Consider the following 22,633-nt stretch of genomic DNA (forward strand, 5'->3'; position numbering starts at 1 on the left):
ATGGCCATGATACGTCATCAAGCCTGTATGGCGTAGGTCGGATTAGGTCCAAAGGACCGTAATCCGACAACATTGTTGGCGTGGCCGATGGTGGTGTCGGATTACGCGCGGTACAGCCGCGCTAATCCGACCTACCCGACTCCATCACTGTTTTACCAAAGGAAGAATATGAAAGCCATCGCCTACCACCACAGCCGGCCCATCACGGATGCCGACGCCCTGCTCGACATCGAGCTGCCCGTGCCCGTCGCCACGGGGCACGACCTGCTCGTCGCCGTCAAGGCCATCTCCGTCAACCCCGTCGACGCCAAGGTGCGCAAGAACCGCGCGCCGAAAGACGGCCAGCCGGAAGTGCTGGGCTGGGATGCGGCCGGCGTCGTCACGGCCGTCGGCCCCGACGTCACCCTGTTCCAGGCGGGAGATAAAGTCTGGTACGCGGGCGCCATCAACCGCCCCGGCAGCAACAGCGAATTTCAATTAGTCGACGAGCGCATCGTCGGTCACATGCCGGCCAGCCTCGATTTCGCCCCGGCCGCCGCCCTGCCGCTCACGGCGATCACGGCCTGGGAATTGCTGTTCGACCGCCTGCAGCTCAGCCGCGACAAGAATCTGACCGGCAAGTCGCTGCTGGTGATCGGCGCGGCCGGCGGCGTCGGTTCCGTGCTGGTGCAGCTGGCGCGTCAATTGACGGGCGTCACCATCATCGGCACGGCGTCGCGCGCGGAAACGGCCGACTGGGTCAAGCAACTGGGCGCCCACCACGTGATCGACCACAGCCTGCCGCTGGCCGCCGAAATCACGCGCCTGGGCTTGCCGCCCGTCGATTACGTGATCAGCCTGAACCAGACCGACAAGCATTTCGAGCAGATCGTGGAACTGATCGCGCCGCAAGGGAAATTTGCCCTGATCGACGATCCCGAGCACATCGACGTGCGCAAGTTCAAGGGCAAGAGCGTGTCCCTGCACTGGGAACTGATGTTTACCCGTTCGCTGTTCCAGACGGCCGATATGCTCCAGCAGCATGCACTGCTGGAGGAACTGGCGCAGCTGGTGGACGCGGGCGTGATCAAGACCACCGTGGCCGAGCGCTTCGGCACGATCAATGCGGCGAATCTGAAGCGCGCGCATGCCTTGCTGGAGAGCAATACGGCCAAAGGCAAGATCGTCCTTGAAGGGTTCTAAACTCAGGTAATCAAAATGGCCCGGAAATCATTGACGTTCGTCAATGTCGGGCCCGTGATCACACTATCTCCCAGCGCCTGGAAGAAGCCGTGGCCATCGTTGTTGTCGAGGCTGTCGCGGGGACGGATAGCCAAGTCCCAAGCGCGCCGCAGGGTGTCGGGCGCCAGGAGCGCGCCGGCGATCTCTTCCTGGCCGTCGACGCCATCCGTGTCGCCGGCCAGCGCGTGGATGCCCGCTTGCCCGTCCAGCGCGATGCCCAGCGCCAGCAAAAATTCCACGTTGCGCCCGCCGCGACCGTTGCCGCGCACGGTGACCGTCGTTTCGCCGCCCGACAGCAGCACGCACGGGGCGGGAAACGGCTGGCCCCGTACCGCCGTCTGCAGCGCGATGCCGGCCATCACCTTGCCCACGTCGCGCGCCTCGCCTTCCAGGCTGTCGCCCAATATATACGGCGTGACGCCGGCCGCGCGCGCCACGGCGGCCGCCGCTTCCAGGGCCATCTGCGGCGTGGCGACCAGGGTCGTGCGCGTGCGCGCCAGCCGCGGATCATCGGGTTTCACGGATTCGCCGCGCCCGCTTTCCAGCGCGGCGCGCAGGCTGTCCGGCAATGCGATCCCATAGCGGCGCACGATGGCCAGCGCGTCGGCGCACGTCGTCGCGTCGCCCACCGTGGGGCCGGACGCGATATCGCCCAGCTTGTCGCCGGGCACGTCGGAAATCGCCAAGGTCACCACTTGCGCAGGATGGCAGGCGGCCGCCAGCCGGCCGCCCTTGATGGCGGACAAATGGCGGCGCACGCAATTCATTTCGCCGATAGTGGCGCCCGACGCCAGCAGCGCGCGGTTCAGGGTTTGCTTGTCTTCCAGGGTGATGCCGTCCAGCGGCAAGGCCAGCAGCGACGAACCGCCGCCCGAGATCAGGCACAGCACCGTATCGTCCGCCTGCAGATTGCTAACCAACTCCAGCATGCGGCGCGCCGCCGTCATGCCGGCAGAGTCCGGCACAGGATGCGACGCTTCCACGATCTCGATGCGCTCGCACGGCACGGCATAGCCGTAGCGCGTAACGACGAGCCCCGACAGCGGCCCCGGCCAGTGCCGCTCGACGGCTTGCGCCATGGCGGCCGAGGCCTTGCCGGCGCCGATGACGATCAGCCGCCCCTTGGGCGCGGGCGGCAGATGGGGCGGTATGCAATGCGATGGCTGCGCCGCCTCGATGGCGGCGTGGAACATGGCTTGCAGCAAGGCGCGCGGCGCTGGGGTCGTCGTCATGGTGTGTCCTCCGGTATCCGAACCCGATCATAGCAGTGCCGGCAAGCTGGCAGCTAGAATGGCGTCTTGACGACATCACAGGAACACCATGAGCGACGCCATCGAATGGACCAGTCTTGCCCGCACCTTCGGGCTGTTTACCGTTACGGCCGTGGCCGAACTGCTGGGCTGCTACCTGCCCATGCTATGGCTGAGCAACAAGGGCAGCGCCTGGCTGCTGTTGCCGGCCGCCATCAGCCTGCTGGTCTTCGTGTGGCTGCTGACCTTGCATCCGGCCGCCAGCGGCCGGGTCTACGCCACGTATGGCGCCATCTATATCGCCACGGCGCTGGGCTGGCTGTGGCTGGTGGACGGCATCACGCCCGCCTGGACGGATGTGACGGGCGTGGGCCTGGCCCTGGCCGGCGCCGCCGTGATTGCCATGGGACACAAGGCAGCATAATTACGCCGCGTGCTGGCGGAAATTCGTTTCCGCCGACCACGCCGCGCTGGCGCGGGCCAGCAGCACGGCTTCGCCATCGGCCAGCCAGTCGTCCGCGTCGGCGATCTTCCACATGGCTTGCAGCAGCTTGCGGCGCAAGTCCGGGTCCGTGATTTCATCGAGCAGGCTGTCGATCACGCCATGGGCCAGCTGCACGGCGCCATGCACGGTCGACGTCAGCATGTCGTCGCACAGGTCTTGCAGCAGCTGTTGAAAAGCGGCCGGCGCCAGGTCGATATGCTCGAGAATCTTGCTGCGGTGCATGGCTTGCAGCTCGGCGCTGGCCAGGTTGCCGTCGACCACCATCATCAGGGCCAGGATACGTCCCGCTGCCTGGGGACTGTTCGCTTCATAGGTACGCATGATTTCATTCTTTCATTGTGATTGATCAAAAGACGCGCCACCGCCTTGCGGGGCGCGCCGTACTGCAGTTTTACTTTTTGTCGCTGCGGGTGATGAACACGCTCGCCACGCAGCTCGATACGATCAGCACCGCCACCACCAGCAGCGACGCTTCGACGGGCACGTGGTACCACGGCATGACCAGCATCTTGGCGCCGATGAACACCAGCACCATCGCCAGGCCATACTTGAGCATGTGGAAGCGGTCAGCCACGTCCACCAGCAGGAAGTACAAGGCACGCAAGCCCATGATGGCGAACAGGTTCGACGTGAAGACGATGAACGGGTCCGTCGTGATGGCGAAGATCGCCGGGATCGAGTCGACCGCAAACACCAGGTCCGTCACCTCGATCAAGATCAGCACCAGAAACAGCGGCGTGACATAGCGCAAACCGCCCTTTGCCACGAAGAAACGCTCGCCGTGGTCGCCGTCCGCCACCCGCAAGTGACGGCGGGCAAAACGCAGCACGGGATTGTTCGCCACGTCCGGTTCCGCATCGGCCGCCACCAGCATGCGCATGCCGGTAATTAACAGGAAGGCGCCGAACAGGTACAGCACCCAGCTGAATTCGCTCACCACCCACGCGCCGGCCATAATCATCACGGCGCGCATGACGATCGCGCCCAGCACGCCGTAGATCAGCACGCGGCGCTGGTACTGGATCGGCACCTGGAAGGCGCTGAAGATCAGCAGGAAGACGAACACGTTATCGACCGACAAGGCTTTCTCGATCAGGTAGCCGGAGAAAAACTCCAGCGCCTTCTGGTTGGCGATCTCGGGACCGGCCGTGCCGTTCAGATACCACCACAGGCCGCCGTTGAACAGCAGGGCCAGGCTGACCCACACGAGCGACCACGTCGCCGCTTCCTTGACGCCCACCTTGTGCGCCTTGTTGCCGCCGAAGACGAACAAGTCCAGCGCCAGCATCAGCAGGACGAAGGCGATGAAACCGGCCCACATGGGCGCCGTTGCAATGCTCTCCAGGCCGTTCATCGGCGGCCTCCGCAATAATCTGTCTGTATCCTGATGCCCATGGCATTCTCCTTGCATGAATTGAGCAGTCATCATAGGCTGAATATAAACATCGAACAAATCGAATATAATTTACGAATACATCGAAAAAATCGATGCATTAATTTGCCGGGAACATACATGTCCACACTCAACTTCAAGCACTTGCGCTATTTCTGGATGGTGGCCAAGACGGGCAGCATCGCCCGCGCGGCCGAGCAGCTGCACCTGACGCCGCAATCGATTTCCGGCCAGCTCAGCGACTTTGCCGACACCCTGGGCGTGGAACTGTTCCGCCGCAGCGGGCGCAAGCTGGAATTGACGGAGACGGGCAGGCGCATCCTCAGCCATGCGGAAGAGATCTTCAGCACGGGCGACGAATTGCTGGAAATCGTGCGCGACCAGTCGCGCACGGCGACGACCACGTTTCGCGTGGGCTGCGCCGATTCCGTGTCCAAGCTGATCGCCTGCCGCCTGGTCGAACCGGCGCTGGGGCTGGCCGAACCGCTGCGCATGATCTGCCGCGAAGGCCGGCTGGCCAGCCTGCTGGCGGACCTGGCCGTGCACCGGCTGGACCTGATCATCGCCGACCGCCCCATGCCGTCCCACTTGAGCGTGCGCGGCTACAACCACCTGCTGGGCGAAAGCGGCATGACCCTGTTCGGCACGCCGGCCCTGGCCGCCACCCTGGAAGGCGGCTTTCCGCTATGCCTGAACGGCGCGCCGCTGCTGCTGCCGGGCGAGGATTTCGCCATCTACGGCCGCCTGCTGCAATGGCTGGGCGACAACCACCTGCACCCGCGCATCGTGGGCGAGTTTGACGACAGCGCCATGATGCAGGCCTTCGGCCAGTCCGGCGCCGGCCTGTTCTTCGCCCCTACCGTGATCGCGCCCCAGGTATGCGAACAGCATGGCGTGGTGGCGCTGGGCCGGGTCGACAGCCTCGTCGAGCAAGTGTATGCGATCACCACGGAGCGGCGGCTGAGCCACCCCGCCACCATCGCCATCAGCCAGAGCGCGCGGCGCGAACTGTTCGTGTAGTAGTTCCACAACTGAAGTTCCACAATTAAAACCCCGCAAATACATTTGAGCAAATACATCTATATAATGACAAGCCTCCCCGACGCCCTGCGCGCCCCTTCCAGGACTTGCCGCAATGAAGCACTTGCACGACATCCCCTCTGCCTTCAAGCATGAATTTGCCAACCCGCGCCTGTGGTGGTCGCGCGCCGTCGTCGTCGGCATGGCCGCCGTCGCGGGCCTCGTCGTCGTGGGCTTTACGTGGCTCGCGGAAACAGCGCTCGATTGTTTTCTCTTTTTTAACGGCAAGGCCTGGTGGTTCGCCCTGCTGTGGACACCGGCCTGCGCCGCCCTGCTCGTCTGGCTGACGCGCCGCTATGCCATGGGCGCGGCCGGTTCCGGCATCCCGCAGGTGATGGCGACACTGGACCCGGCCGTGGCGCCGGAACAGCGCTCATTGTTTGTGTCCCTGAAACTCAGCGCCGCGAAGATCGGCCTGACGGCGGGCGGCTTGCTGGGGGGACTCTCGCTGGGGCGCGAAGGGCCGTCCGTGCAGATCGCCGCCGGCGTGATGCTGGCCGCGCGGCGCTGGCTGCCGCGCCATTCGCAGGTGAGCGCCCACTCGCTGCTGGTGGCCGGTGGCGCGGCCGGCATCGCGGCCGCCTTCAACACGCCGCTGGCGGGCGTCATGTTCGCCATCGAGGAACTGTCGCGCTCGCCCGAGCAGCGCAACAGCGGCTTGATTGTCGCCGGCATCGTGCTGGCCGGCATGATGGCCGTCTCGATCCACGGCAACGCCACCCACTTCGGCATCATCCATCCCGGCCCCATCGGCCTGGCGCTGGCACTGCCAGGTTTACTGGTAACGTTGGTCGCGGGCGTGGCCGGGGGCCTGTTCGCCCGGCTGCTATTGGCGTCCGCCCGGAGCAATCCGCTGGGAAGATTATCGGCGTGGAGAACAGGCCGGCCCGTGCTGTTCGCCGCCGTCTGCGGTTTGCTGGTGGCGGCCATCGGCATCGCCAGCCACGGCGCCACGTTCGGCAGCGGCACCGTGGCCACGCGCGCCATGCTGGAAGGTTCCAGCGACGTGGCGCCGGCCTTTGTGGCCTTCAAATATGTGGCGACGTGGCTGACCGTGTGGTCGGGCGTGCCGGCCGGTATCTTTGCACCATCCTTGGCCATCGGCGCCGGGATCGGGCATGACATTGCGCAATTGCTGCACTACCCGCATGCGCCCGCGCTGATCGCGCTGGGCATGGTGGGATTCCTGGCCGCCGCCACGCAGGCGCCGCTGACGGCGTTCATCATCGTCATGGAAATGGTCGACGGCCACGGCATGGTGCTGAGCCTGATGGCCTGCGCCGTGGTGGCCAGCACCGTCTCGCGCGTGCTCAGCGAACCGCTGTACGGCGCGCTGGCCCAGCTGCAGCTGCAACGGCTGCCGGCGCCACCGAACTAAAAATGGCTGCAGGGGCGCAGCAAGCTGCCCTCCTGCCATGCGCAGAGGGTCCGCGTGCCGTCCTCGGCCCAGTTGCGCTCCAGCCCGTGCTTTTCCCCATGCACATAATGGAGGTGCGATTTTTCGCGGCCGTCCGGCCACCAGGCCTCGTACAGGCCCTCGCGCTGGCCGTCCAGATACGTCCCGTGCTCGGCCAGCCGGCCATTCGGATGAAACGCTGTCACTTCGCCCGACAGCACGCCATCGGCAAAATGGGCGCGGTTGCTGACCTGGCCATGCTCGTCAAAGCTCAGGTATTCGCCATCGGCGGGCTGGCCCGCGTGGTACCGCAATTCACGGCTCAGCTGGCCATTCGTATGGTAGTGGCTATGCAAGCCCTCGTACTCGCCGCCGCGGTAAGCCTTGCGGCTTTTTAGCGTGCCATCCGCATACCAGGCGACGTTCACGCCATCGAAGTCGCCCTCGCCGTTGCGCTCTTCCAGCAGGGCCGGCTGGCCATCGGCGAAATACACGCTGCGCTGATAGACGTAGCGGGGCGACTCCGGGTCCGCGCCGCGCAGCCAGGCATCCATGTGCAGCTTGCCCGGCGGCTGCGCGAAATACAGCTGCCAATGCCAGGCCTGGCGGACCGCATCGTGGCGCAGCGGCGCGCGCTGCTCGTACATGGCGGCGGCACGCCCGGCAGGCTGGTAATCCGCGTCGAAATACAGGATGGCCGGCGACGGTTCGGAAGGCAAGGCCGGGTCGGCCGACTCAGTGGCCATGGAAAGGGATGAACCGGCCAGGACGGTAGCCAGCAAAACGGGAATGACGATCTTCAAAGCATGCTTTCATCAACGGTGCGATGGCGCCGATGATAAGGGCAAGCGGAGCGGCCCGGCCACACGCTTGCCGCGTGATTACATGGTGAACGGAAACGGCTGCATGCCCCCCTGCCTGTCATCGGGGGCGACGACGGCCAGCAAGGCGTTCAAGCCCTGGTTCAGGTGCGCCAGGCTGTCGGGGTCCAGCTGGGCCAGCGCGCTGGGCAGCAAGCCGCGCGCCGGCTGCGGCGCGCCGGCGATCACGGCTTGCCCTTCCGCCGTCAGGGTGAGCGTAACGACGCGCTGGTCGGGCTGGTCGCGCGCCTTGCGCACATAGGTTTTCTTCACCAGCGCCTCGACCAGGTTGCTGGCCGTCGTCTGGTGTAGCGACATCTTGCCGGCCAGCTCGCCCATGCGCAGGCCCGGCCGCTCCAGCAATTCCTGCATCACCCACAGTTGCGCGCCCGACACGCCGCATTGCTTCTCGATCTGTGCCGAATGCCGCTGCGCCGCGCGCATGACCACGCGCATGTTTTGCAAGGCCATGCCTTGCGCCCTGGCCATTGCCGAAACTTCCGCTTCCACCACCATTGCCTCCAGTTATCAGACCCGGCTGCGCGCCTGCTGGCGGGCCGGAATCCCTGCATGATACCTGCAAAGGCGGGTGGATTCCTAGCGCATGGGGACTGGCTCTCCGCCTTGCCAAACCTGCTCCAGCACCAGCTTGCCGGCCGCGTCCCACTGGCGTTCGATGCCGTGCTTCTGGCCGCGTTCGTACGGCACGATCTGCCGCAGGCTGCCATCGCCGTACCAGGTCTGCAGCAAGCCATGGCGCTGGCCGTCGCGCATGGGCGTGACACTGGCGCGCATGCCGTTGTCATGCCATTCCGTTAAGTCGCCCTGCTCGCGCCCTTGGGCATCCTGCTGCCAGGCAACGGTCGGCTGGCCATTGCTGCCCCACTTCTGCATGCTCAGCAGCTTGCCCTTGCGGTACAGCGCTTTCTGCGCCAATTGGCCATTGTCATGGCTGTCGAACGACCAGCCGTCGGGCTCGCCATTGCGCCACGTCATGCTGGCGAGCACCTTGCCGTCCGGCGCCAGGGTGACTGCCTCGCCATCCTGCTGGTCATGGATGAAATGGCTGCGCTGGAACAGCTTGCCGTCGGCGTAAAACAATTGCTGCAGCCCATGCATCCTGCCGCCCTTCAGGAAGGCGCGGCTGCTCACCTTGCCATTCGGCCCATACGATACATACTCGCCATCGGCCATCTGCTGGCCGTGGTAAGTGATGCGGTTCATCAGCTGGCCATTCTCATGGTAAGACTCGACAATACGGTCGCGCCCGTTCGGCAGCCGGGTCACTTTTTGCTTGAGCTGGCCGTTGTCATAGAACGACGTGCCGCCGGCCGGTGCCTGTGCCTGCGCCGCCAGCGGCAGCACCGTCATGAGCGCTGCCAGCAGCGCCAGGCGCATTTGCTGTGCATACCGCATGCGATCCCCCTACTTCTCGGCCACGGGCTGGCCATCGTGCCACGCCTGCTCCAGCACCAGCTTGCCGGCCGCGTCCCACTGGCGCTCGATGCCGTGCTTCTGGCCGCGTTCGTACGGCACGATCTGCCGCAGGCTGCCGTCGCTGTACCAGGTCTGCAGCAAGCCGTGGCGCTGGCCGTCGATAAACGGCGTCACGCTGGCGCGCACGCCGTTGGCATGCCAATCCGTCGTGTCGCCATGGTCGCGCCCCTGCGCGTCTTTCTGCCACGCAAACTTGGGCCGGCCATTCGGCCCCCACGTTTGCAAGCTGAGCACGGCGCCTTTCCGGTACAGCGTCTTGTTCGACACGACGCCATTGCCATGGCTTTCAAACGACCAGCCGTCGGGCTGGCCGTGCACCCAGACGGTCCTGGCCAGCACCTTGCCATCCTCGGCATACATGACAAACTCGCCCTCGCGCTTGCCATCGACGTGCCGTCCCCTTCGGAACAGCTTGCCATCGGCATAAAACGATTCCTCGAGGCCATCCATCTGGCCATTGCGGCGATACGAACGGTTGCTGACGGCCCCGTTCGCGCCATACGACACGTGCTCGCCATCGGCCATCTCATCGCCGTGATACAGCGTGCGGCTCATCAACTGGCCGTTCTCGTGATACGTTTCCGAGATGCTGTCGCGCCCGTTCGGCAACGCGGTCACTCTTTGCTGGACCTGGCCATTCTCGAAGTACACGCAGCCGCCCAGCAGCTCCTCGCCCTGGGCATTGAAATAGGTTTCCCGCAACAGCTGGCCATTCTCGTAGTAATACTTGCGAAACTTTACGAACCTGATCTGACTCAGGTCCAGGTCCGTGGCATAGGTTTCAAAGGCCAGCACGCCCGGCGTATCGGGAAATTCGAGCCGTACATGCCAGGCGCCCAGCGCCTCGTCGCGCACGGGCGGCGTGCGCAGCGCATACACGGCGCGGCGCTGGTTGCTGGGCATAAAATTTTCATCCAGATACATGGTCCGGTCTTCCTCCTGCAAGGTTGGCGTTGGCGCTGGCGACTGCGCCGCCGGCTGTGCCTGCGCCGCCAGCGGCAAGGCCGCACCCAGCGCGGCGGCCAGCAGCCAGCGCATCGTCTGTTGATTCTTCATGTTGCTGTTCATGTTGCTTTGCGGCCACTATCATAAAGGCAAGCGCCGTTCGCCATGGGCACGATTGCCGCCCCCGCAATAAAAAACCGGGACCAGACCTGCTGGTCCGGCCCCGGTCCGGGGACATGCGCTGGCGCGGCAGGCGCGCCACACATCAGCCCATGCCATCCTTGACGGGCGACAGCTGGCTCGCATGCAGCCGCGCATACGCGCCGCCCTGCTGCAGCAAGGCGGCATGGCTGCCCGACTCGACCAGGCGTCCGCCCTGCATGACGACGATGCGGTCGGCGCTTTCGATGGTGGATAAGCGGTGGGCGATGACGATGGTGGTGCGGTTGCGCATCAGCACTTCCAGCGCTGCCTGCACGGAGCGCTCCGACTCCGTGTCCAGCGCGCTGGTGGCTTCATCGAGCAGCAGTATCGGCGCATCCTTGTACAGGGCGCGCGCGATGGCCAGGCGCTGGCGTTGCCCGCCCGACAGGCGCGAACCGTTCTGCCCCGCCTGGGTCGCGTAGCCTTGCGGCAACTGCATGATGAAATCGTGCGCGTAGGCGGCGCGCGCCGACGCTTCGATCCTGTCCTGGTCCGGGGCCGGGTCGCCATACGCGATATTCGCCGCCATCGTATCGTTGAACAGGATCACATCCTGGCTGACGAGGGCGAACTGGCGCCGCAGGGCCAGCAAGGCGTAGTCGCGCACGTCGACGCCGTCGAGCAGGATCTGGCCGCCGCTGACGTCATAGAAGCGCGGCAGCAAGCCCAGCAAGGTCGTCTTGCCGCCGCCGGAACCGCCCACCAGGGCCACCGTTTCGCCGGCGCGGATGTCGAGCGTGATATCGCTCAAGGCCGTGGGCGCATCGGGGTCGTCGCTGTTGTAGCGGAAGTTGACGTTCTGCAGAGACAGATTGCCCTGCACGGTGGCCGGGGCGATGGTGCCCGGATCCGGTTCCAGCGGCGTGTCGATCAGGCCGAAGACGGACTCGGCCGCCGCCAGGCCCCGCTGCAACGGCTCATTGATTTTCGTCAAATTCTTGATCGGCGACTGCATGGCCATCAACGCACCCATGAAGGCAACGAAGGCGCCCGGCGTGATGGCGCCGCTTTGCGCGCGCAGCATGGCGAAATAGATCACGGACGACAGGGTGATGCCGACGAGCATCATGATGAAGCCGGAATTCATGGCCGACGTGGCCGCGTGCTTGACGGCCAGCTGGCGGTTGCGCTTGACGACATCGACGAAGCGCGCCTGCTCGTAATCTTGCCCGCCGAAGATTTTCACCACGCGCTGGCCGCCGATGCTTTCGTCCAGCACCGACGTCAGCTCGCCCACGGCTTGCTGCGAACTCTTGCTCAGATGGCGCATGCGGCGTCCCGCCAGGGTCACGACGATGGCCACGATGGGCATCGATGCCATGCAGAACAGGGCCAGTTTCACGTCGATGCTGAACAGCAGGATCAGGTAGCCGATGGTGGCGACGGAATCGCGCACCATCACATTGAGCACGTTCAAGCCTGCCTGCGACACCTGGCTGGCGTCGAAGGCCACGCGCGATTGCGTCAGGCTGGTGGTGGTGGTGTCGAAGAAGCGGCTGGGCAGGCGCATGATGGTGGCGAACATCTTTTCGCGCAAATCGGCCTGCACGCGGCTCGATAGCCATACGGAACCGTAATCGCCGGCAAAGCTGGAGACCATGCGCAGCACGGCCAGGCCCAGGATGGTGGCGGGAATCACCCACAAGTCCACCTGCCCTGCCTGTGCCGGCAAGAAACGGTCGACCCAGCCCTGCAGCATGCCCATCACGCCGGACACGGGCGCGACCTGCGTGCTGGCCGTCGTGCGCATGGCGTCGACGACGTTTTGCAGCTGGCGGATTAACAACACATCGGTGGCGGACGCCACGCCCACGGCCAGCAAGGTGGCGGCAACGATGGCGCCATAGCGGCGAAACTGGCCGGCCAGGCGGAAGAACAGGAGGCGACTTTGCTGCATGCAGGTGACAAAAGTGAGGGTAAAGCGTGATTCTAACCGCTGCCAGACTTACCTATGAGAAAGTCGTCACCTTGCCGGCGCAGGACCGGCAAGGGAAAGCGCGGACGATCAGCTCTTCGCCACTTTCCACGCGGCAGTGCCAGCCTTGCAGACCTTCAGCTTGAGGGTCTGTTCCTGGCCCTTGGCGCTCAAGCCCACCTGCACCTTGCGGCACGTTTGCGCATCCGTCTTTTCCGTGTCGCTGGCCGTGATCTCGGCGGCGATGCGCACGGAATTGCGCAAGCCTTCATTGCTCCATTGCACGGTTTCGCCATCTTTCTTGTCGTTGAGCACGTCGGTGACGGCCTTCACGAAGACGGGCTTGTCGCTCTTGTTCAGGTAAGCCATCGGCGTATCTGCCAGGAAACCCAGGCCGACGGCGGAAGCGGAAGCGCTGAAGACGACGCTGCCCAGTATCAGGGTGGACAGCAATGTGGCGGGACGAATACGCATGGAAAACTCCTTTTAAGTAAAAATAGGGACCGCCGGGGCGGCCCTTAGCCGGGATCCGCCGGCGAAATACCCACGGCCAGCAAGGCGTCGATGCTGGGCACGAAATAGATCGCCGACGACAGCGCCGTGGAAAAATCCAGCAGCCTGTCCGTCTTGGTGACGCCATCATAGCCTACGCCGTACATTTGCCGCAGCATGCCCATGGTCACCGTGATGTCCTTGCAGAAACCGACAAACATGACGCCCGCCCCGGTCGCATTGGCGTAATTGGCATTGCGGCGCACGATATCGACTTCCTCGCCATCGCGGATAAACTGGTTGCGGCCCACGTGGGAATCGACGGGCAGCGGCGACAATTCATGGCTGCCGGCCTTGGTGCGGCCCCACACCTGCTCCGCCGCGTGCACGGGCAAGGCGCGCAGGCGCTCCACGTCCATGCGCCATTTCTGCAGCAGCACGGTCGAGCCGCCCGCACCTGCCTCGCCATCGGGAATGATGGCCACGCCATTCGCGCGGAACGGATTCGGGTTGGCGACGCCGTCGGCAAAGCCGTCGAAGGTCACGTTATTGTGATACGGAAAACACACCTGCTCGCTGGCCAGCTCGGCGCAGGGACTCAGCAAGGTGAGCGTCGTGCGCATGCTGTCGTACAGGGTGGCCGCGTTCGACTGCGTGATCCAGACCCAGAAATCGTGCTGGGTGGCGGGCGCCGTCTTGCCGTTGGCGCCCACCAGGTCGTGCGCGAACGATGCCATGTTGTCCGGCACGCAGCCGGGGCAGGCTGCGCGCCACAACTCGGGCTTGAATCCCAGCACCACATTGGCCGTGCCGCCCGTCAACTGGTGGTGGCGGTTCAGGGTGGGGTCCAGGATGCCCGTGACCCCGGATTCCCACAGTTTGCCCAGCAGCCTGAACAGCTGCTCCGGTTCAACGCCGGCCTTCACATTGAACTGCAAATGCACTTCGTCGCGCGCGACGACAGACAGCATGCTTTGTGGAATTGCCATGACCAATATTCCTTTTTTCGTTTTCCAGGTGAATCTTAAACCAGAAGTGCCGGATGGCAGTTTCATTTAGGCAACATGCGATATCTGTAACTATAGGTCGTCATGAATTGGACGATAATGCAATGACGTAGAGCAAGAATCAAGAATGGATACCAATGAAATTGTATGAAAAGCTCGTCAGCGACATCGAGCAACTGGTGGCCCAGGGCGTGCTCTTGCCCGGCGAACGCATACCTTCCGTGCGCCAGACCAGCCAGCAGCACAAGCTGAGCATCACCACGGTGCTGCGTGCCTACGTCAAGCTGGAAGGCATGGGCGTGATCGAAAGTAGGCCCCAGTCCGGCTACTTCGTGCGGCCCCGCGCCGACGGCGATGCGCAGCCGGCCGACCTGTGCATGCAGGCATCCCAGCCGAGTACCGTGCCGGCCGAAGTGCACGTCAGCCGCCTGGTGCTGTCGACCCTGCGCTCGATCGGCTTGCACGACGCCATCCCGCTGGGCTCGCCCTACCCCGATCCCGCGCTGTTTCCGTGGGAACGCATCAACCAGTACGCGAGCGCCGTGGCGCGCCGCAACCGCGACTGGAGCATGACGGACGACCTGCCGCCGGGCAACCCGCAACTGATACGCGAAATCGCCCGCCGCTACCTGGAAAACGGCCTGGCCGTCGATCCCGACGAAATCATCGTCACCGTGGGCGCCACGGAAGCGATCAACCTGTGCCTGCAAGCGGTGGCCAGGCCGGGCGACACCATCGCCGTCGAATCGCCCACCTTCTATGCCATGCTGCTGGCCGTCGAACGGCTGGGCATGAAGGTGGTGGAAGTGTCCACCGATCCGTATGACGGCATCAGCATCGAAGCGCTGGCCGACATCATGGCCCGGCAACCGATCGCCGCCGTCATGGTGATGCCGAACTTCCAGAATCCGCTGGGCTTCCAGATGTCGGACCAGCGCAAGCGGGCCCTGGTTCAGCTGCTGGAGCAGCACGACGTGCCCGCCATCGAAAACGGCGTCTACAACGAACTGTATTACGGCGACGCCCACCCGTCCTCGCTCAAGTCCTGCGACCGCAAGGGCCTGGTGCTGCACTGTTCCTCGTTTTCCAAGAGCCTCAGCGCCGCCCAGCGCGTGGGCTGGGCCCTGGCCGGACGCTACCGCAGCAAGGTGGAGGAACTCAAATTCCTCAACACGCTCACCACCTCGTCGTTCCCGCAGCTGGCCATCGCCGAATACCTGCAGAACGATGGCTACGAACAGCATCTGCGCCGCACCCGCAAGGCCTACGCCCAGCAGGCGCGCATCATGGCCGCCGCCGTGCTGCGCTTCTTTCCTGCTGGCACCAAAGTCTCGCAACCGCAGGGCGGCTACGTGCTGTGGGTGGAGTTGCCGGGCAACGTGGACTCCATGCGGCTGTACCGGCGCGCGCTGGAATGCAAGATCACGGTGGGCCCGGGACGCATGTTTTCCGTCAGCCAGGCCTACAGGCATTGCATCCGCCTCAACTACAGCTATCCGTGGAGCGTGGAGGTGGAACAGGCGATCATCTTGCTCGGCAAACTGATCACCGAATTCTTGTAAACCATTCACCCGCCTACCAGCGACATGCGCACGGTGGGATACTGCTTGCGCTGGGCGCCGCCGGCCTGGGCCAGCGCGCCGCGCACTTCCGAGTAGCGATCGCCACGGCGCTGCCAGTGCCGGCGCAACACGGTTTCCAGCCCTTGCGAGCCTTGCGCAAGATCAAGGTGGGGCCGCAGGTCGAGGCCGTCGTGGGCGAACAGGCAGGTAAACAGCTTGCCATCGGACGAGACGCGCACCCTGCTGCAGTCGCCGCAGAACGGCTGCGACACGCTGGAAATGAAACCCACTTCGCCGCCGCCATCGAGATAACTGTAGCGGCTGGCCGTCTCGTGCAGGATCGGCTTGCCTTCGCCCAGCGATACGAGGGGGAACTCGGCCGCGATCAGCGCGCGCGCCGCGTCCGACGTGACGACGTGCGTGCGCGACCAGGCGCCGATGCCGCCCACGTCCATGAATTCGATCAGGCGCAGGATCACGCCCGTGTGGCGGAAGTGGCGCGCCAGCGGCACGATCTGGCTATCGTTGACGCCTTTCTGCACGACCATGTTGACCTTCACGGGGTGCAAGCCGACGGCTTGCGCCACCTCAATCCCGTGCAGCACTTTTTCGACGGGAAAGTCGACGCCATTCATGCGCTGGAAGATGCCGTTGTCCAGGCTGTCGAGGCTGACGGTGACGCGGTCCAGGCCCGCCTCCTTCAGCGAGCGCGCCTTGGCCGCCAGCAAGCTGCCATTCGTCGTCAGCGCGATGCTCACGGCGCGCCCGTCCGGCGTGGTGAGGCGCGCCAGGCGCTCGATCAGCTGTTCCAGGTTCTTGCGCAGCAGCGGCTCGCCGCCCGTGATGCGGATTTTATCCACGCCCAGGCGCACGAAGGCGCGCGCCATCGTTTCGATCTGCTCGAAGGACAGGCGCTCGCTCGATGGCAGAAACGGGTAATCGCTGGGGTACAGTTCGGCCGGCATGCAATAGGTGCAGCGGAAGTTGCACTGGTCAATGACGGAAATGCGCAAATCCGTCAAGGGGCGGCCCAGCATGTCCACGCAGGGCTCAAGATAGTCTGGCTGCCGAAGCGCCGGCTGCGGATACAGGATGGTGTTCATTGTGCTTCCCCTCGATAGGCATTCGTCTGGACGTAGCATAGGACGAATGAAGGGGTACAAGGAGGTACAGTCCGGCGCCAGCCGATAGAGTACAGACGCGATCTAATCCGCTGACGGCGCGGCAAAGACGCTGGCGCACAGTTCCGCGCCCGCCGCGCTCAGCAGCGCGCTGCCGCCGCCGCTCTCCGCCGTCGTCACGCTCACCAGTTGCGCGCTGGACAGCGCATTGAGCTGACGCAGCAAAGTACTCATCTGTACTCCCGCCCGCTTGGCCAGCTTGGCCAGCGACCACGGTTTCTCGGGCGCCTCCTGGTGCGCTTGCCACAGCAGCGCCAGCAGCGCTATCAGTGCCGCGTCGACTTCGTCTTCCTTGTTGTGCATGTTTTTTCTCCTTGTTCACATCATAAATCAGCGCTGATGCCGGCGCGACCGGCATCATCGTCTTGCCATCTGTACTCTGTTTTTTTGTCCGGAACTGTGCGCCTACGGGGCAGTCCGCCGCCCCTACCATGTGATTGTCCCATCGCATATCACCAGGAGAGTCATCATGAGCAAGCCAAAGTCCGACGCGCGCATCGCGCCCTACACCCATGCCGCGGCCGGCTGGGGTGCCCTCAAGTACGTGGCCATCAACCTGTTCAAGGAAAAAGTCAGCGCGGGCAATTACCGTTCGCTGTTCGAGCAAAACCAGCCCGACGGCTTCGACTGCCCCGGCTGCGCCTGGCCCGACCGCGAACACGCGTCGACGTTCGAATTCTGCGAAAACGGCGTCAAGGCCGTGGCCGCCGAATCGACGAGCAAGCGCGTGCGCCCCGAGTTTTTCCAGGAACACACGGTCACGGAATTGATGGAACAGTCGGACTATGATCTGGAACAACATGGCCGCTTGACGGACCCCATGGTGTACGACGCGGCCAGCGACAAATACCAGGCGATAGCCTGGGACGACGCGTTCGCCCTCGTGGCGCACCATTTGCACGCGCTGGACGACCCGAACCAGGCCGCCTTCTACACGTCGGGCCGCGCCAGCAACGAAGCGGCCTTTTTGTATCAGCTGTTCGTGCGCGCCTACGGCACCAACAACTTCCCCGACTGTTCCAACCTGTGCCACGAAGCGACGAGCCGTGGCTTGCCGGAAACGGTGGGCATCGGCAAGGGCACGGTGCTGCTCGATGACTTCGAGCATGCGGATACCCTGCTGCTGTTCGGCCAGAACCCCGCCACCAACCACCCGCGCATGCTGGGCGAATTGCGCGAAGCATCGCGCCGCGGCGCCACCATCGTCTCCATCAACCCGCTGCACGAACGGGGCCTGGAACGCTTCACCAGCCCCCAGCATCCGCTGGAAATGCTGACGGGCGGCAGCACGAACATCTGTTCGCTGTTCATCTGCCCCACCCTGGGCGGCGACTTCGCGCTGATCAAGGCCATGGCCAAGCGCGTCGTCGAACTCGATGACGACGCCATCGCCCACGGCCAGGAGCGCGTGCTCGACTGCGCCTTCATCGCCGAGCACACAAGCGGCTTCGACGCCTTCGCCGCCGACCTGCGCGCCGAAAGCTGGGACTTGCTGCTGGCCGAATCGGGCGTGGCGCGCGACAAGATCGAGGAATTGACGCAGATCTATATCAAAGGCAAGGCCGTCATCGCCACCTGGGGCATGGGCGTGACGCAGCACAAGAATTCGCTGGCCACCGTGCAGATCCTGTCGAACTTGATGATGATGCGCGGCAATATCGGCAAGCGCGGCGCGGGTCTGTGCCCCGTGCGCGGCCACTCGAACGTGCAGGGCGACCGCACCATGGGCATCGAGGAACAGCCGACCAAGGAATTCCTCGACCGTCTGGGCCTGGTCTTCAACTTCGAGCCGCCGCGCCACCATGGCTACGACGCCGTCGGCACCATCGAAGCCATGCTGGAGAAGAAGGTGAAAGTGTTTGTCGCCCTCGGTGGCAATTTCTCGATGGCCACGCCGGACACGCCGCGCACCTGGGACGCGCTGCGCTCGTGCGACCTGACGGTCCACATCGCCACCAAGCTCAACCGCAGCCATCTGGTGCACGGCAAGGATGCGCTGATCCTGCCCACCCTGGGCCGCACGGAAATCGACGTGCAGCAAGGCGTGGCGCAAGGCGTGACGGTGGAAGATTCGATGAGCATGGTGCACATCTCGTTCGGCATGAACCAGCCCGCCTCGCCCAACCTGCGCTCGGAAATCGCCATCGTGGCCGGCATGGCGCAGGCGACACTGGGCAGCGAGAAGATCGACTGGCTGCGCTATTCCGGCAATTATGCGCTGCTGCGCGATTCCATCGAGCAAGTATTCGACGACTTTTTCGACTACAACTTGCGCGTGGCCAAACCGGGCGGTTTCCACCTGGAAATTGCCTCGCGCGAACGCGTGTGGAAGACGGCAAGCGGCAAGGCGCAATTCCTCGTCAACGCCGTGGAACGCGATACCCCCATCCATCGCGCCCGCCAGCAATACGGCGAGCGCCTGATGGTGCTGATGACCACGCGTTCGCACGACCAGTACAACACGACGATCTACGCCATGGACGACCGCTACCGCGGCGTGTTCGGCCAGCGCCGCGTGGTTTTCATCAACAAGGACGACCTGTCCATGCTGGGCTTTGCGGCCGGCGACTGGGTCGACCTGATCGGCGTGTGGCATGACGGCATCGAACGCCGCGCCGACCGCTTCCTGCTGGTCGAGTACGACATTCCGCGCGGCTGCATCGGCGCCTACTACCCGGAAACCAATCCGCTGGTGCCGCTGGGCAGCGTGGGCCACGGTTCGCGCACGCCGACCTTCAAATCCATCCCCGTGCTGCTGTCGCCTTCAGCCGCCCTCAGTTGATCAGGAGAACGCCATGTTCGGTTTCGATACCCTGGACCTGTCGCGCGCGCAATTTGCGATGACGGCCATCTTCCACATCCTGTGGCCCATATTGACGATCAGCCTGTCGCTGTTCCTGTTCGTCGTCGAGGCGCTGTGGCTGCGCACCAGCGACCCCGTCTACTACCGCCACGCGCGCTTCTGGAGCAAGTTGCTGGTACTGAACTTTGCCGTCGGCGTCGTCAGCGGGATTCCCCTGGAATTCCAGTTCGGCACCAACTGGGCGCCGTTCTCGCACCATTCGGGCCAGTTCATCGGCAACATCCTCGGTTTCGAGGGCGCCATGGCCTTCATGCTGGAAGCGGGTTTCATCGGCGTCATGATGTTCGGCTGGGGCCGCGTACCGAAGGGCGTGCACCTGTTTGCCACCGGCATGGTGGCGCTCGGTTCCAGCATTTCCTCGTTCTGGATCATGGTCGCCAATTCCTGGATGCAGACGCCGGCCGGCGTGCGCGTGCTTGATGGCAAGATCATCGTCACCGATTACGTGGCAGCCATCTTCAATCCCGACATGGCCTGGGCCGTGGGCCACATGTGGGTAGCCGCCGTGGAAACGGGCTTGATCGTCATCGCCGGCATTTCCGCCTGGTATATGTTCAAGCGCCGCGAACCGGCCTTCTTCGCCCGCTCGTTCAAGCTGGCGCTGATGCTGTTGCTGGTCATTGCACCGTTGCAAGTGTGGCTGGGCGACTCGAGCGGCGTCGACGTCTTCAAGACCCAGCCCGCCAAGGGCGCGGCCATCGAAGGCCACTGGCACACGAATCGCGATGGCGAAGGCGCTGCCTGGTCCCTGCTGGCCTGGCCCAACCAGGCGGAACAGAAGAATGACTGGTCGCTGGAAGTGCCCGGCATGCTCAGCGTGATCGCCACGCATAGCGCCACGGGCAAGATCACGGGCCTGGCCGACATCGCCCGCGCAGACCAGCCGCCCATGCTGCCGCTGCTGTACTACGCCTTCCGTGCCATGGCCGGCATCGGCATGTGGTTCGTGCTGCTGGCGTTCTGGACCTTCGTCGCCTGGCGCAAGGTGGGCGGCCGGGTGCAGGAGTTCGTGCGCAACCGCAAGCTGCTGCTGGCCTGGGTGCTGACGATACCGCTGCCCTACATCGCCGTCGAGTGCGGCTGGATCGTGCGCGAGGTGGGACGCCAGCCATGGGTCGTGTACGGCTTGCTGCGCACGCGCGACGCCGTTTCCGACGTGGCGGCCCATGCCGTGGCCGGCAGCATGCTGATGTTCTGCGTGTTTTACATCGTGCTGTTCCTCACTTTCTTCGTGTTCGCCAGGAAATGGCTGCAACAAGGCCCGGACGTGGCGCTGCCCCTGCCCGATGCCGTACATGCCACGGGGTATTGAAATGCGCCCCCATCAATCAAGGAGTTTGTAATGGATATCAATTCGCATGCCATGCTAGGCAACGCCTGGTTCGGCCTGATCGGCCTGATGCTGGTGTTTTACGTGGTCACGGACGGCTTCGACCTGGGCGTGGGCATCCTCAGCCTGTTCACCCGCCGCGAGCAGGAACGCAACCTGATCTTCCAGTCGATCGAGCACGTGTGGGACGCCAATGAAACCTGGCTGGTGGTGGTGGGCGGCGCCCTGTTCGGCGCCTTTCCCAGCGCCTATGCCACCTTGCTGGAACAGCTGTACATTCCCATCATGCTGCTGATCGCCAGCCTGATCATGCGCGGCGCCTCGATCGAGTTCCGCCATGCGGCCGGCAACAAGCGCCTGTGGGACCTGGTCTTCGGTGTGGGCAGCCTGCTGGCCGCCGTGGCGCAAGGCGTGGTGCTGGGCGAGGTCATCACGGGCTTGCAGCCGGGCTGGCTGAGCGGCATTTTCACGGCCTGCACGGCGCTGGGCGTGGTGGCCGGCTATTGCCTGCTGGGCAGCACTTATCTGATCAAGAAGACGGGCGGCCAGCTGGAAGCGGCCGCGCGCCGCTACGCCACCACCAGCGTGCTGGCGACGGTCGCGGCCGCCATCGTACTGTCGGCCGGCACCATGGTCTTCAGCGCCATCGGCCACGACCGCTGGGCGCAGCCGGGCGTGTTCGGCGTGCTGCTGGCCCTGGCCGCCATCGCCGCCAGCGCTTTTATCTACATCCTGTGGGCCGTGCATGTGAACGGCGTGCGCGGCCCGTTCCGCGGCGCCATCGTGCTGTTTTTGGCGTCATTCGCGGGCCTGGCCATCAGTTTCTTTCCAGATCTGGTGCCGGGCAAGCTGAGCATCGCGGCGGCCGCATCCGACGAGCCGACCCTGATCTTCATGCTGATCGGCATGGGTTCCATGCTGCCGATCATGATCGGCTACAACCTGTTCCAATACTACGTCTTCGAGGGCAAAGTCGTGCCCCGCAAGCATTGATCGGCATCAGATCATGATCATTCGGCCTACCACCAACTGGTTCCGCATGCTGTTCGTCTGGGATGGTTCCGTGCTGCAAGCCATCATCCCGCAATTGCTGCTGATGCTGGTCGTCAGTTCGCTGGCCTTGCTGACGGATGGCCGCATCTTCGGCGTCAAGATTCCACTCGATACGGCGCCGTTCCCCATGGTCGGCATCAGCCTGGCGATCTTCCTCGGCTTTCGCAACAATGCCAGCTATGCGCGCTTCGTCGAGGCGCGGCATATCTGGGGGCAATTGCTGATCGCCGCGCGCGCCCTCGCTTCGCAGGCGCTCACGTATCTGCCGCAGGAAACGAGCGGCCTGGACCACCAGTTACTGCTGCGCCGCCTGATCGCCTTCGTCTACGCGCTCAAGCACCAGCTGCGCCAGACGGACCCGCAAGAAGACCTGGCGCGCTACCTGCCTGCCGGCGAAGTGCAGCAATTGCAGGGCGTCAACTTCAAGCCCGTCGCCGTGCTCCATTCGGTGCGCGCCATGCTGCACGAGGCCGTGCAGCGCCAGCCGGGCCAGATGCAGCTGCTGTGGATGCTCGACACCCAGCTCAACGACCTGGCCGCCACGGTGGCCGGCTGCGAGCGCATCAAGAACACGCCGATCCCGTATCCATACGGCGTGCTGGTGCACCGCACCGTCTACATGTACTGTTTTTTACTGCCGCTGGGCCTGGTGGACGCCATCGGCGTGGCCACGCCCCTCATTTCCGTCTTCGTAGCCTACACCCTGTTCGCGCTGGAAGCCATCGCGCAGCAGATCGCCGAACCATTCGGCCTGGCCCCCAACTGCCTGGCCCTGAACGCCATGACGCGCGAAACGGAACGCTCGCTGCTGGAATTGAACGGCGACCCGCTGCCGCCCTCGATCCGGCCCTGCCCCCGCTATCAGATCGATTAACTGGA

General features: G+C 64.3%; 21 protein-coding genes. 9 read left to right on the forward strand and 12 right to left on the reverse strand.

Annotated features, from left to right (window positions below; genetic code table 11):
• The first annotated feature begins 168 nt into the window (after positions 1-168).
• On the forward strand, positions 169-1,182 hold the full coding sequence (locus AC0V2Y_RS07425; protein ID WP_475415975.1) for a zinc-binding alcohol dehydrogenase family protein: 1,014 nt from the start codon (positions 169-171) through the stop codon (positions 1,180-1,182).
• A 2-nt stretch (positions 1,183-1,184) separates the two neighbouring features.
• Here the strand turns inward: AC0V2Y_RS07425 and AC0V2Y_RS07430 are convergent, their stop codons facing one another.
• Entirely contained in the window at positions 1,185-2,453 is a 1,269-nt protein-coding gene (locus tag AC0V2Y_RS07430; protein ID WP_475415976.1) for a glycerate kinase type-2 family protein, read from the reverse strand.
• An 88-nt stretch (positions 2,454-2,541) separates the two neighbouring features.
• Here AC0V2Y_RS07430 and AC0V2Y_RS07435 point away from each other — a divergent pair, with 88 nt between their 5' ends.
• Positions 2,542-2,895, forward strand: a complete 354-nt coding sequence (locus AC0V2Y_RS07435) for a YnfA family protein (RefSeq protein WP_475415977.1) — start codon at positions 2,542-2,544, stop codon at positions 2,893-2,895.
• Here AC0V2Y_RS07435 and AC0V2Y_RS07440 read toward each other — a convergent pair whose 3' ends face one another.
• A complete protein-coding gene (locus AC0V2Y_RS07440) occupies positions 2,896-3,297 on the reverse strand; it encodes a TerB family tellurite resistance protein (protein WP_070224889.1) in 402 nt (133 codons plus the stop codon).
• Positions 3,298-3,367: 70 nt separating this feature from the next.
• Positions 3,368-4,330, reverse strand: a complete 963-nt coding sequence (locus tag AC0V2Y_RS07445) for a TerC family protein (protein WP_329958086.1) — start codon at positions 4,328-4,330, stop codon at positions 3,368-3,370.
• Between the two features lie 159 nt (positions 4,331-4,489).
• Here AC0V2Y_RS07445 and nhaR point away from each other — a divergent pair, with 159 nt between their 5' ends.
• Positions 4,490-5,389 (forward strand): transcriptional activator NhaR, encoded by a 900-nt coding sequence (nhaR, locus tag AC0V2Y_RS07450; RefSeq protein ID WP_099409922.1) that lies wholly within the window; start codon positions 4,490-4,492, stop codon positions 5,387-5,389.
• Positions 5,390-5,504: 115 nt separating this feature from the next.
• Positions 5,505-6,827, forward strand: a complete 1,323-nt coding sequence (locus AC0V2Y_RS07455; RefSeq protein WP_475415978.1) for a chloride channel protein — start codon at positions 5,505-5,507, stop codon at positions 6,825-6,827.
• Here AC0V2Y_RS07455 and AC0V2Y_RS07460 read toward each other — a convergent pair.
• The 7 genes from AC0V2Y_RS07460 to AC0V2Y_RS07490 form a co-directional block, all read right to left on the reverse strand.
• The gene (locus tag AC0V2Y_RS07460; RefSeq protein ID WP_475415979.1) at positions 6,824-7,648 is read right to left on the reverse strand and encodes a toxin-antitoxin system YwqK family antitoxin; all 825 of its coding nucleotides are present in this window, start codon (positions 7,646-7,648) and stop codon (positions 6,824-6,826) included. The two genes, AC0V2Y_RS07455 and AC0V2Y_RS07460, sit on opposite strands and share 4 nt — an antisense overlap.
• A gap of 78 nt (positions 7,649-7,726) precedes the next feature.
• The gene (locus AC0V2Y_RS07465) at positions 7,727-8,221 is read right to left on the reverse strand and encodes a MarR family winged helix-turn-helix transcriptional regulator (protein WP_475415980.1); all 495 of its coding nucleotides are present in this window, start codon (positions 8,219-8,221) and stop codon (positions 7,727-7,729) included.
• An 81-nt stretch (positions 8,222-8,302) separates the two neighbouring features.
• Positions 8,303-9,121 (reverse strand): toxin-antitoxin system YwqK family antitoxin, encoded by an 819-nt coding sequence (locus AC0V2Y_RS07470; protein WP_475415981.1) that lies wholly within the window; start codon positions 9,119-9,121, stop codon positions 8,303-8,305.
• Positions 9,122-9,130: 9 nt separating this feature from the next.
• Positions 9,131-10,270 carry a toxin-antitoxin system YwqK family antitoxin gene (locus AC0V2Y_RS07475; protein WP_475418326.1) on the reverse strand — a complete coding sequence of 380 codons (1,140 nt, stop codon included), beginning with the start codon at positions 10,268-10,270 and terminating at the stop codon, positions 9,131-9,133.
• 142 nt (positions 10,271-10,412) lie between these two features.
• Complete coding sequence (gene msbA, locus AC0V2Y_RS07480) at positions 10,413-12,248, reverse strand: lipid A export permease/ATP-binding protein MsbA (protein ID WP_475415983.1); 1,836 nt, start codon at positions 12,246-12,248, stop codon at positions 10,413-10,415.
• A 108-nt stretch (positions 12,249-12,356) separates the two neighbouring features.
• On the reverse strand, positions 12,357-12,740 hold the full coding sequence (locus AC0V2Y_RS07485) for a hypothetical protein (protein ID WP_475415984.1): 384 nt from the start codon (positions 12,738-12,740) through the stop codon (positions 12,357-12,359).
• 44 nt (positions 12,741-12,784) lie between these two features.
• On the reverse strand, positions 12,785-13,747 hold the full coding sequence (locus AC0V2Y_RS07490) for a Dyp-type peroxidase (protein ID WP_475415985.1): 963 nt from the start codon (positions 13,745-13,747) through the stop codon (positions 12,785-12,787).
• A gap of 155 nt (positions 13,748-13,902) precedes the next feature.
• Between AC0V2Y_RS07490 and AC0V2Y_RS07495 the strand changes: the two genes are divergently transcribed.
• Positions 13,903-15,327: an aminotransferase-like domain-containing protein gene (locus tag AC0V2Y_RS07495; protein WP_475415986.1), complete on the forward strand. Its 1,425-nt coding sequence runs from the start codon at positions 13,903-13,905 to the stop codon at positions 15,325-15,327.
• Between the two features lie 5 nt (positions 15,328-15,332).
• Here the strand turns inward: AC0V2Y_RS07495 and moaA are convergent, their stop codons facing one another.
• Together moaA and AC0V2Y_RS07505 are read right to left on the reverse strand one after the other, a co-directional pair.
• Positions 15,333-16,430 (reverse strand): GTP 3',8-cyclase MoaA, encoded by a 1,098-nt coding sequence (gene moaA, locus AC0V2Y_RS07500; RefSeq protein WP_475415987.1) that lies wholly within the window; start codon positions 16,428-16,430, stop codon positions 15,333-15,335.
• A gap of 102 nt (positions 16,431-16,532) precedes the next feature.
• A complete protein-coding gene (locus AC0V2Y_RS07505; protein WP_475415988.1) occupies positions 16,533-16,811 on the reverse strand; it encodes an ArsR family transcriptional regulator in 279 nt (92 codons plus the stop codon).
• Between the two features lie 166 nt (positions 16,812-16,977).
• Here AC0V2Y_RS07505 and AC0V2Y_RS07510 point away from each other — a divergent pair, with 166 nt between their 5' ends.
• Genes AC0V2Y_RS07510 through AC0V2Y_RS07525 form a run of 4 tightly spaced genes read left to right on the forward strand, consistent with a single transcriptional unit; the run spans position 16,978 to position 22,628 of the window.
• A complete protein-coding gene (locus tag AC0V2Y_RS07510) occupies positions 16,978-19,290 on the forward strand; it encodes an FdhF/YdeP family oxidoreductase (protein ID WP_475415989.1) in 2,313 nt (770 codons plus the stop codon).
• Positions 19,291-19,303: 13 nt separating this feature from the next.
• Positions 19,304-20,683: a cytochrome ubiquinol oxidase subunit I gene (locus AC0V2Y_RS07515; protein WP_475415990.1), complete on the forward strand. Its 1,380-nt coding sequence runs from the start codon at positions 19,304-19,306 to the stop codon at positions 20,681-20,683.
• A gap of 30 nt (positions 20,684-20,713) precedes the next feature.
• Entirely contained in the window at positions 20,714-21,694 is a 981-nt protein-coding gene (locus AC0V2Y_RS07520; RefSeq protein ID WP_475415991.1) for a cytochrome d ubiquinol oxidase subunit II, read from the forward strand.
• 13 nt (positions 21,695-21,707) lie between these two features.
• A complete protein-coding gene (locus tag AC0V2Y_RS07525; protein WP_475415992.1) occupies positions 21,708-22,628 on the forward strand; it encodes a bestrophin family protein in 921 nt (306 codons plus the stop codon).
• Positions 22,629-22,633 lie beyond the last annotated feature (5 nt).

The organism is Janthinobacterium sp. BHSEK, from assembly GCF_056174685.1.

Excerpts from the sequence above, each read along its gene's own strand:
- AC0V2Y_RS07425 (WP_475415975.1), top strand. The coding sequence starts at position 169 with ATGAAAGCCATCGCCTACCACCACAGCCGGCCCATCACGGATGCCGAC.
- AC0V2Y_RS07430 (WP_475415976.1), bottom strand. The coding sequence starts at position 2,453 with ATGACGACGACCCCAGCGCCGCGCGCCTTGCTGCAAGCCATGTTCCAC.
- AC0V2Y_RS07435 (WP_475415977.1), top strand. The coding sequence starts at position 2,542 with ATGAGCGACGCCATCGAATGGACCAGTCTTGCCCGCACCTTCGGGCTG.
- AC0V2Y_RS07440 (WP_070224889.1), bottom strand. The coding sequence starts at position 3,297 with ATGCGTACCTATGAAGCGAACAGTCCCCAGGCAGCGGGACGTATCCTG.
- AC0V2Y_RS07445 (WP_329958086.1), bottom strand. The coding sequence starts at position 4,330 with ATGAACGGCCTGGAGAGCATTGCAACGGCGCCCATGTGGGCCGGTTTC.
- nhaR (WP_099409922.1), top strand. The coding sequence starts at position 4,490 with ATGTCCACACTCAACTTCAAGCACTTGCGCTATTTCTGGATGGTGGCC.
- AC0V2Y_RS07455 (WP_475415978.1), top strand. The coding sequence starts at position 5,505 with ATGAAGCACTTGCACGACATCCCCTCTGCCTTCAAGCATGAATTTGCC.
- AC0V2Y_RS07465 (WP_475415980.1), bottom strand. The coding sequence starts at position 8,221 with ATGGTGGTGGAAGCGGAAGTTTCGGCAATGGCCAGGGCGCAAGGCATG.
- AC0V2Y_RS07470 (WP_475415981.1), bottom strand. The coding sequence starts at position 9,121 with ATGCGGTATGCACAGCAAATGCGCCTGGCGCTGCTGGCAGCGCTCATG.
- AC0V2Y_RS07475 (WP_475418326.1), bottom strand. The coding sequence starts at position 10,270 with ATGAACAGCAACATGAAGAATCAACAGACGATGCGCTGGCTGCTGGCC.
- msbA (WP_475415983.1), bottom strand. The coding sequence starts at position 12,248 with ATGCAGCAAAGTCGCCTCCTGTTCTTCCGCCTGGCCGGCCAGTTTCGC.
- AC0V2Y_RS07485 (WP_475415984.1), bottom strand. The coding sequence starts at position 12,740 with ATGCGTATTCGTCCCGCCACATTGCTGTCCACCCTGATACTGGGCAGC.
- AC0V2Y_RS07490 (WP_475415985.1), bottom strand. The coding sequence starts at position 13,747 with ATGGCAATTCCACAAAGCATGCTGTCTGTCGTCGCGCGCGACGAAGTG.
- AC0V2Y_RS07495 (WP_475415986.1), top strand. The coding sequence starts at position 13,903 with ATGAAATTGTATGAAAAGCTCGTCAGCGACATCGAGCAACTGGTGGCC.
- moaA (WP_475415987.1), bottom strand. The coding sequence starts at position 16,430 with ATGAACACCATCCTGTATCCGCAGCCGGCGCTTCGGCAGCCAGACTAT.
- AC0V2Y_RS07505 (WP_475415988.1), bottom strand. The coding sequence starts at position 16,811 with ATGCACAACAAGGAAGACGAAGTCGACGCGGCACTGATAGCGCTGCTG.
- AC0V2Y_RS07510 (WP_475415989.1), top strand. The coding sequence starts at position 16,978 with ATGAGCAAGCCAAAGTCCGACGCGCGCATCGCGCCCTACACCCATGCC.
- AC0V2Y_RS07515 (WP_475415990.1), top strand. The coding sequence starts at position 19,304 with ATGTTCGGTTTCGATACCCTGGACCTGTCGCGCGCGCAATTTGCGATG.
- AC0V2Y_RS07520 (WP_475415991.1), top strand. The coding sequence starts at position 20,714 with ATGGATATCAATTCGCATGCCATGCTAGGCAACGCCTGGTTCGGCCTG.
- AC0V2Y_RS07525 (WP_475415992.1), top strand. The coding sequence starts at position 21,708 with ATGATCATTCGGCCTACCACCAACTGGTTCCGCATGCTGTTCGTCTGG.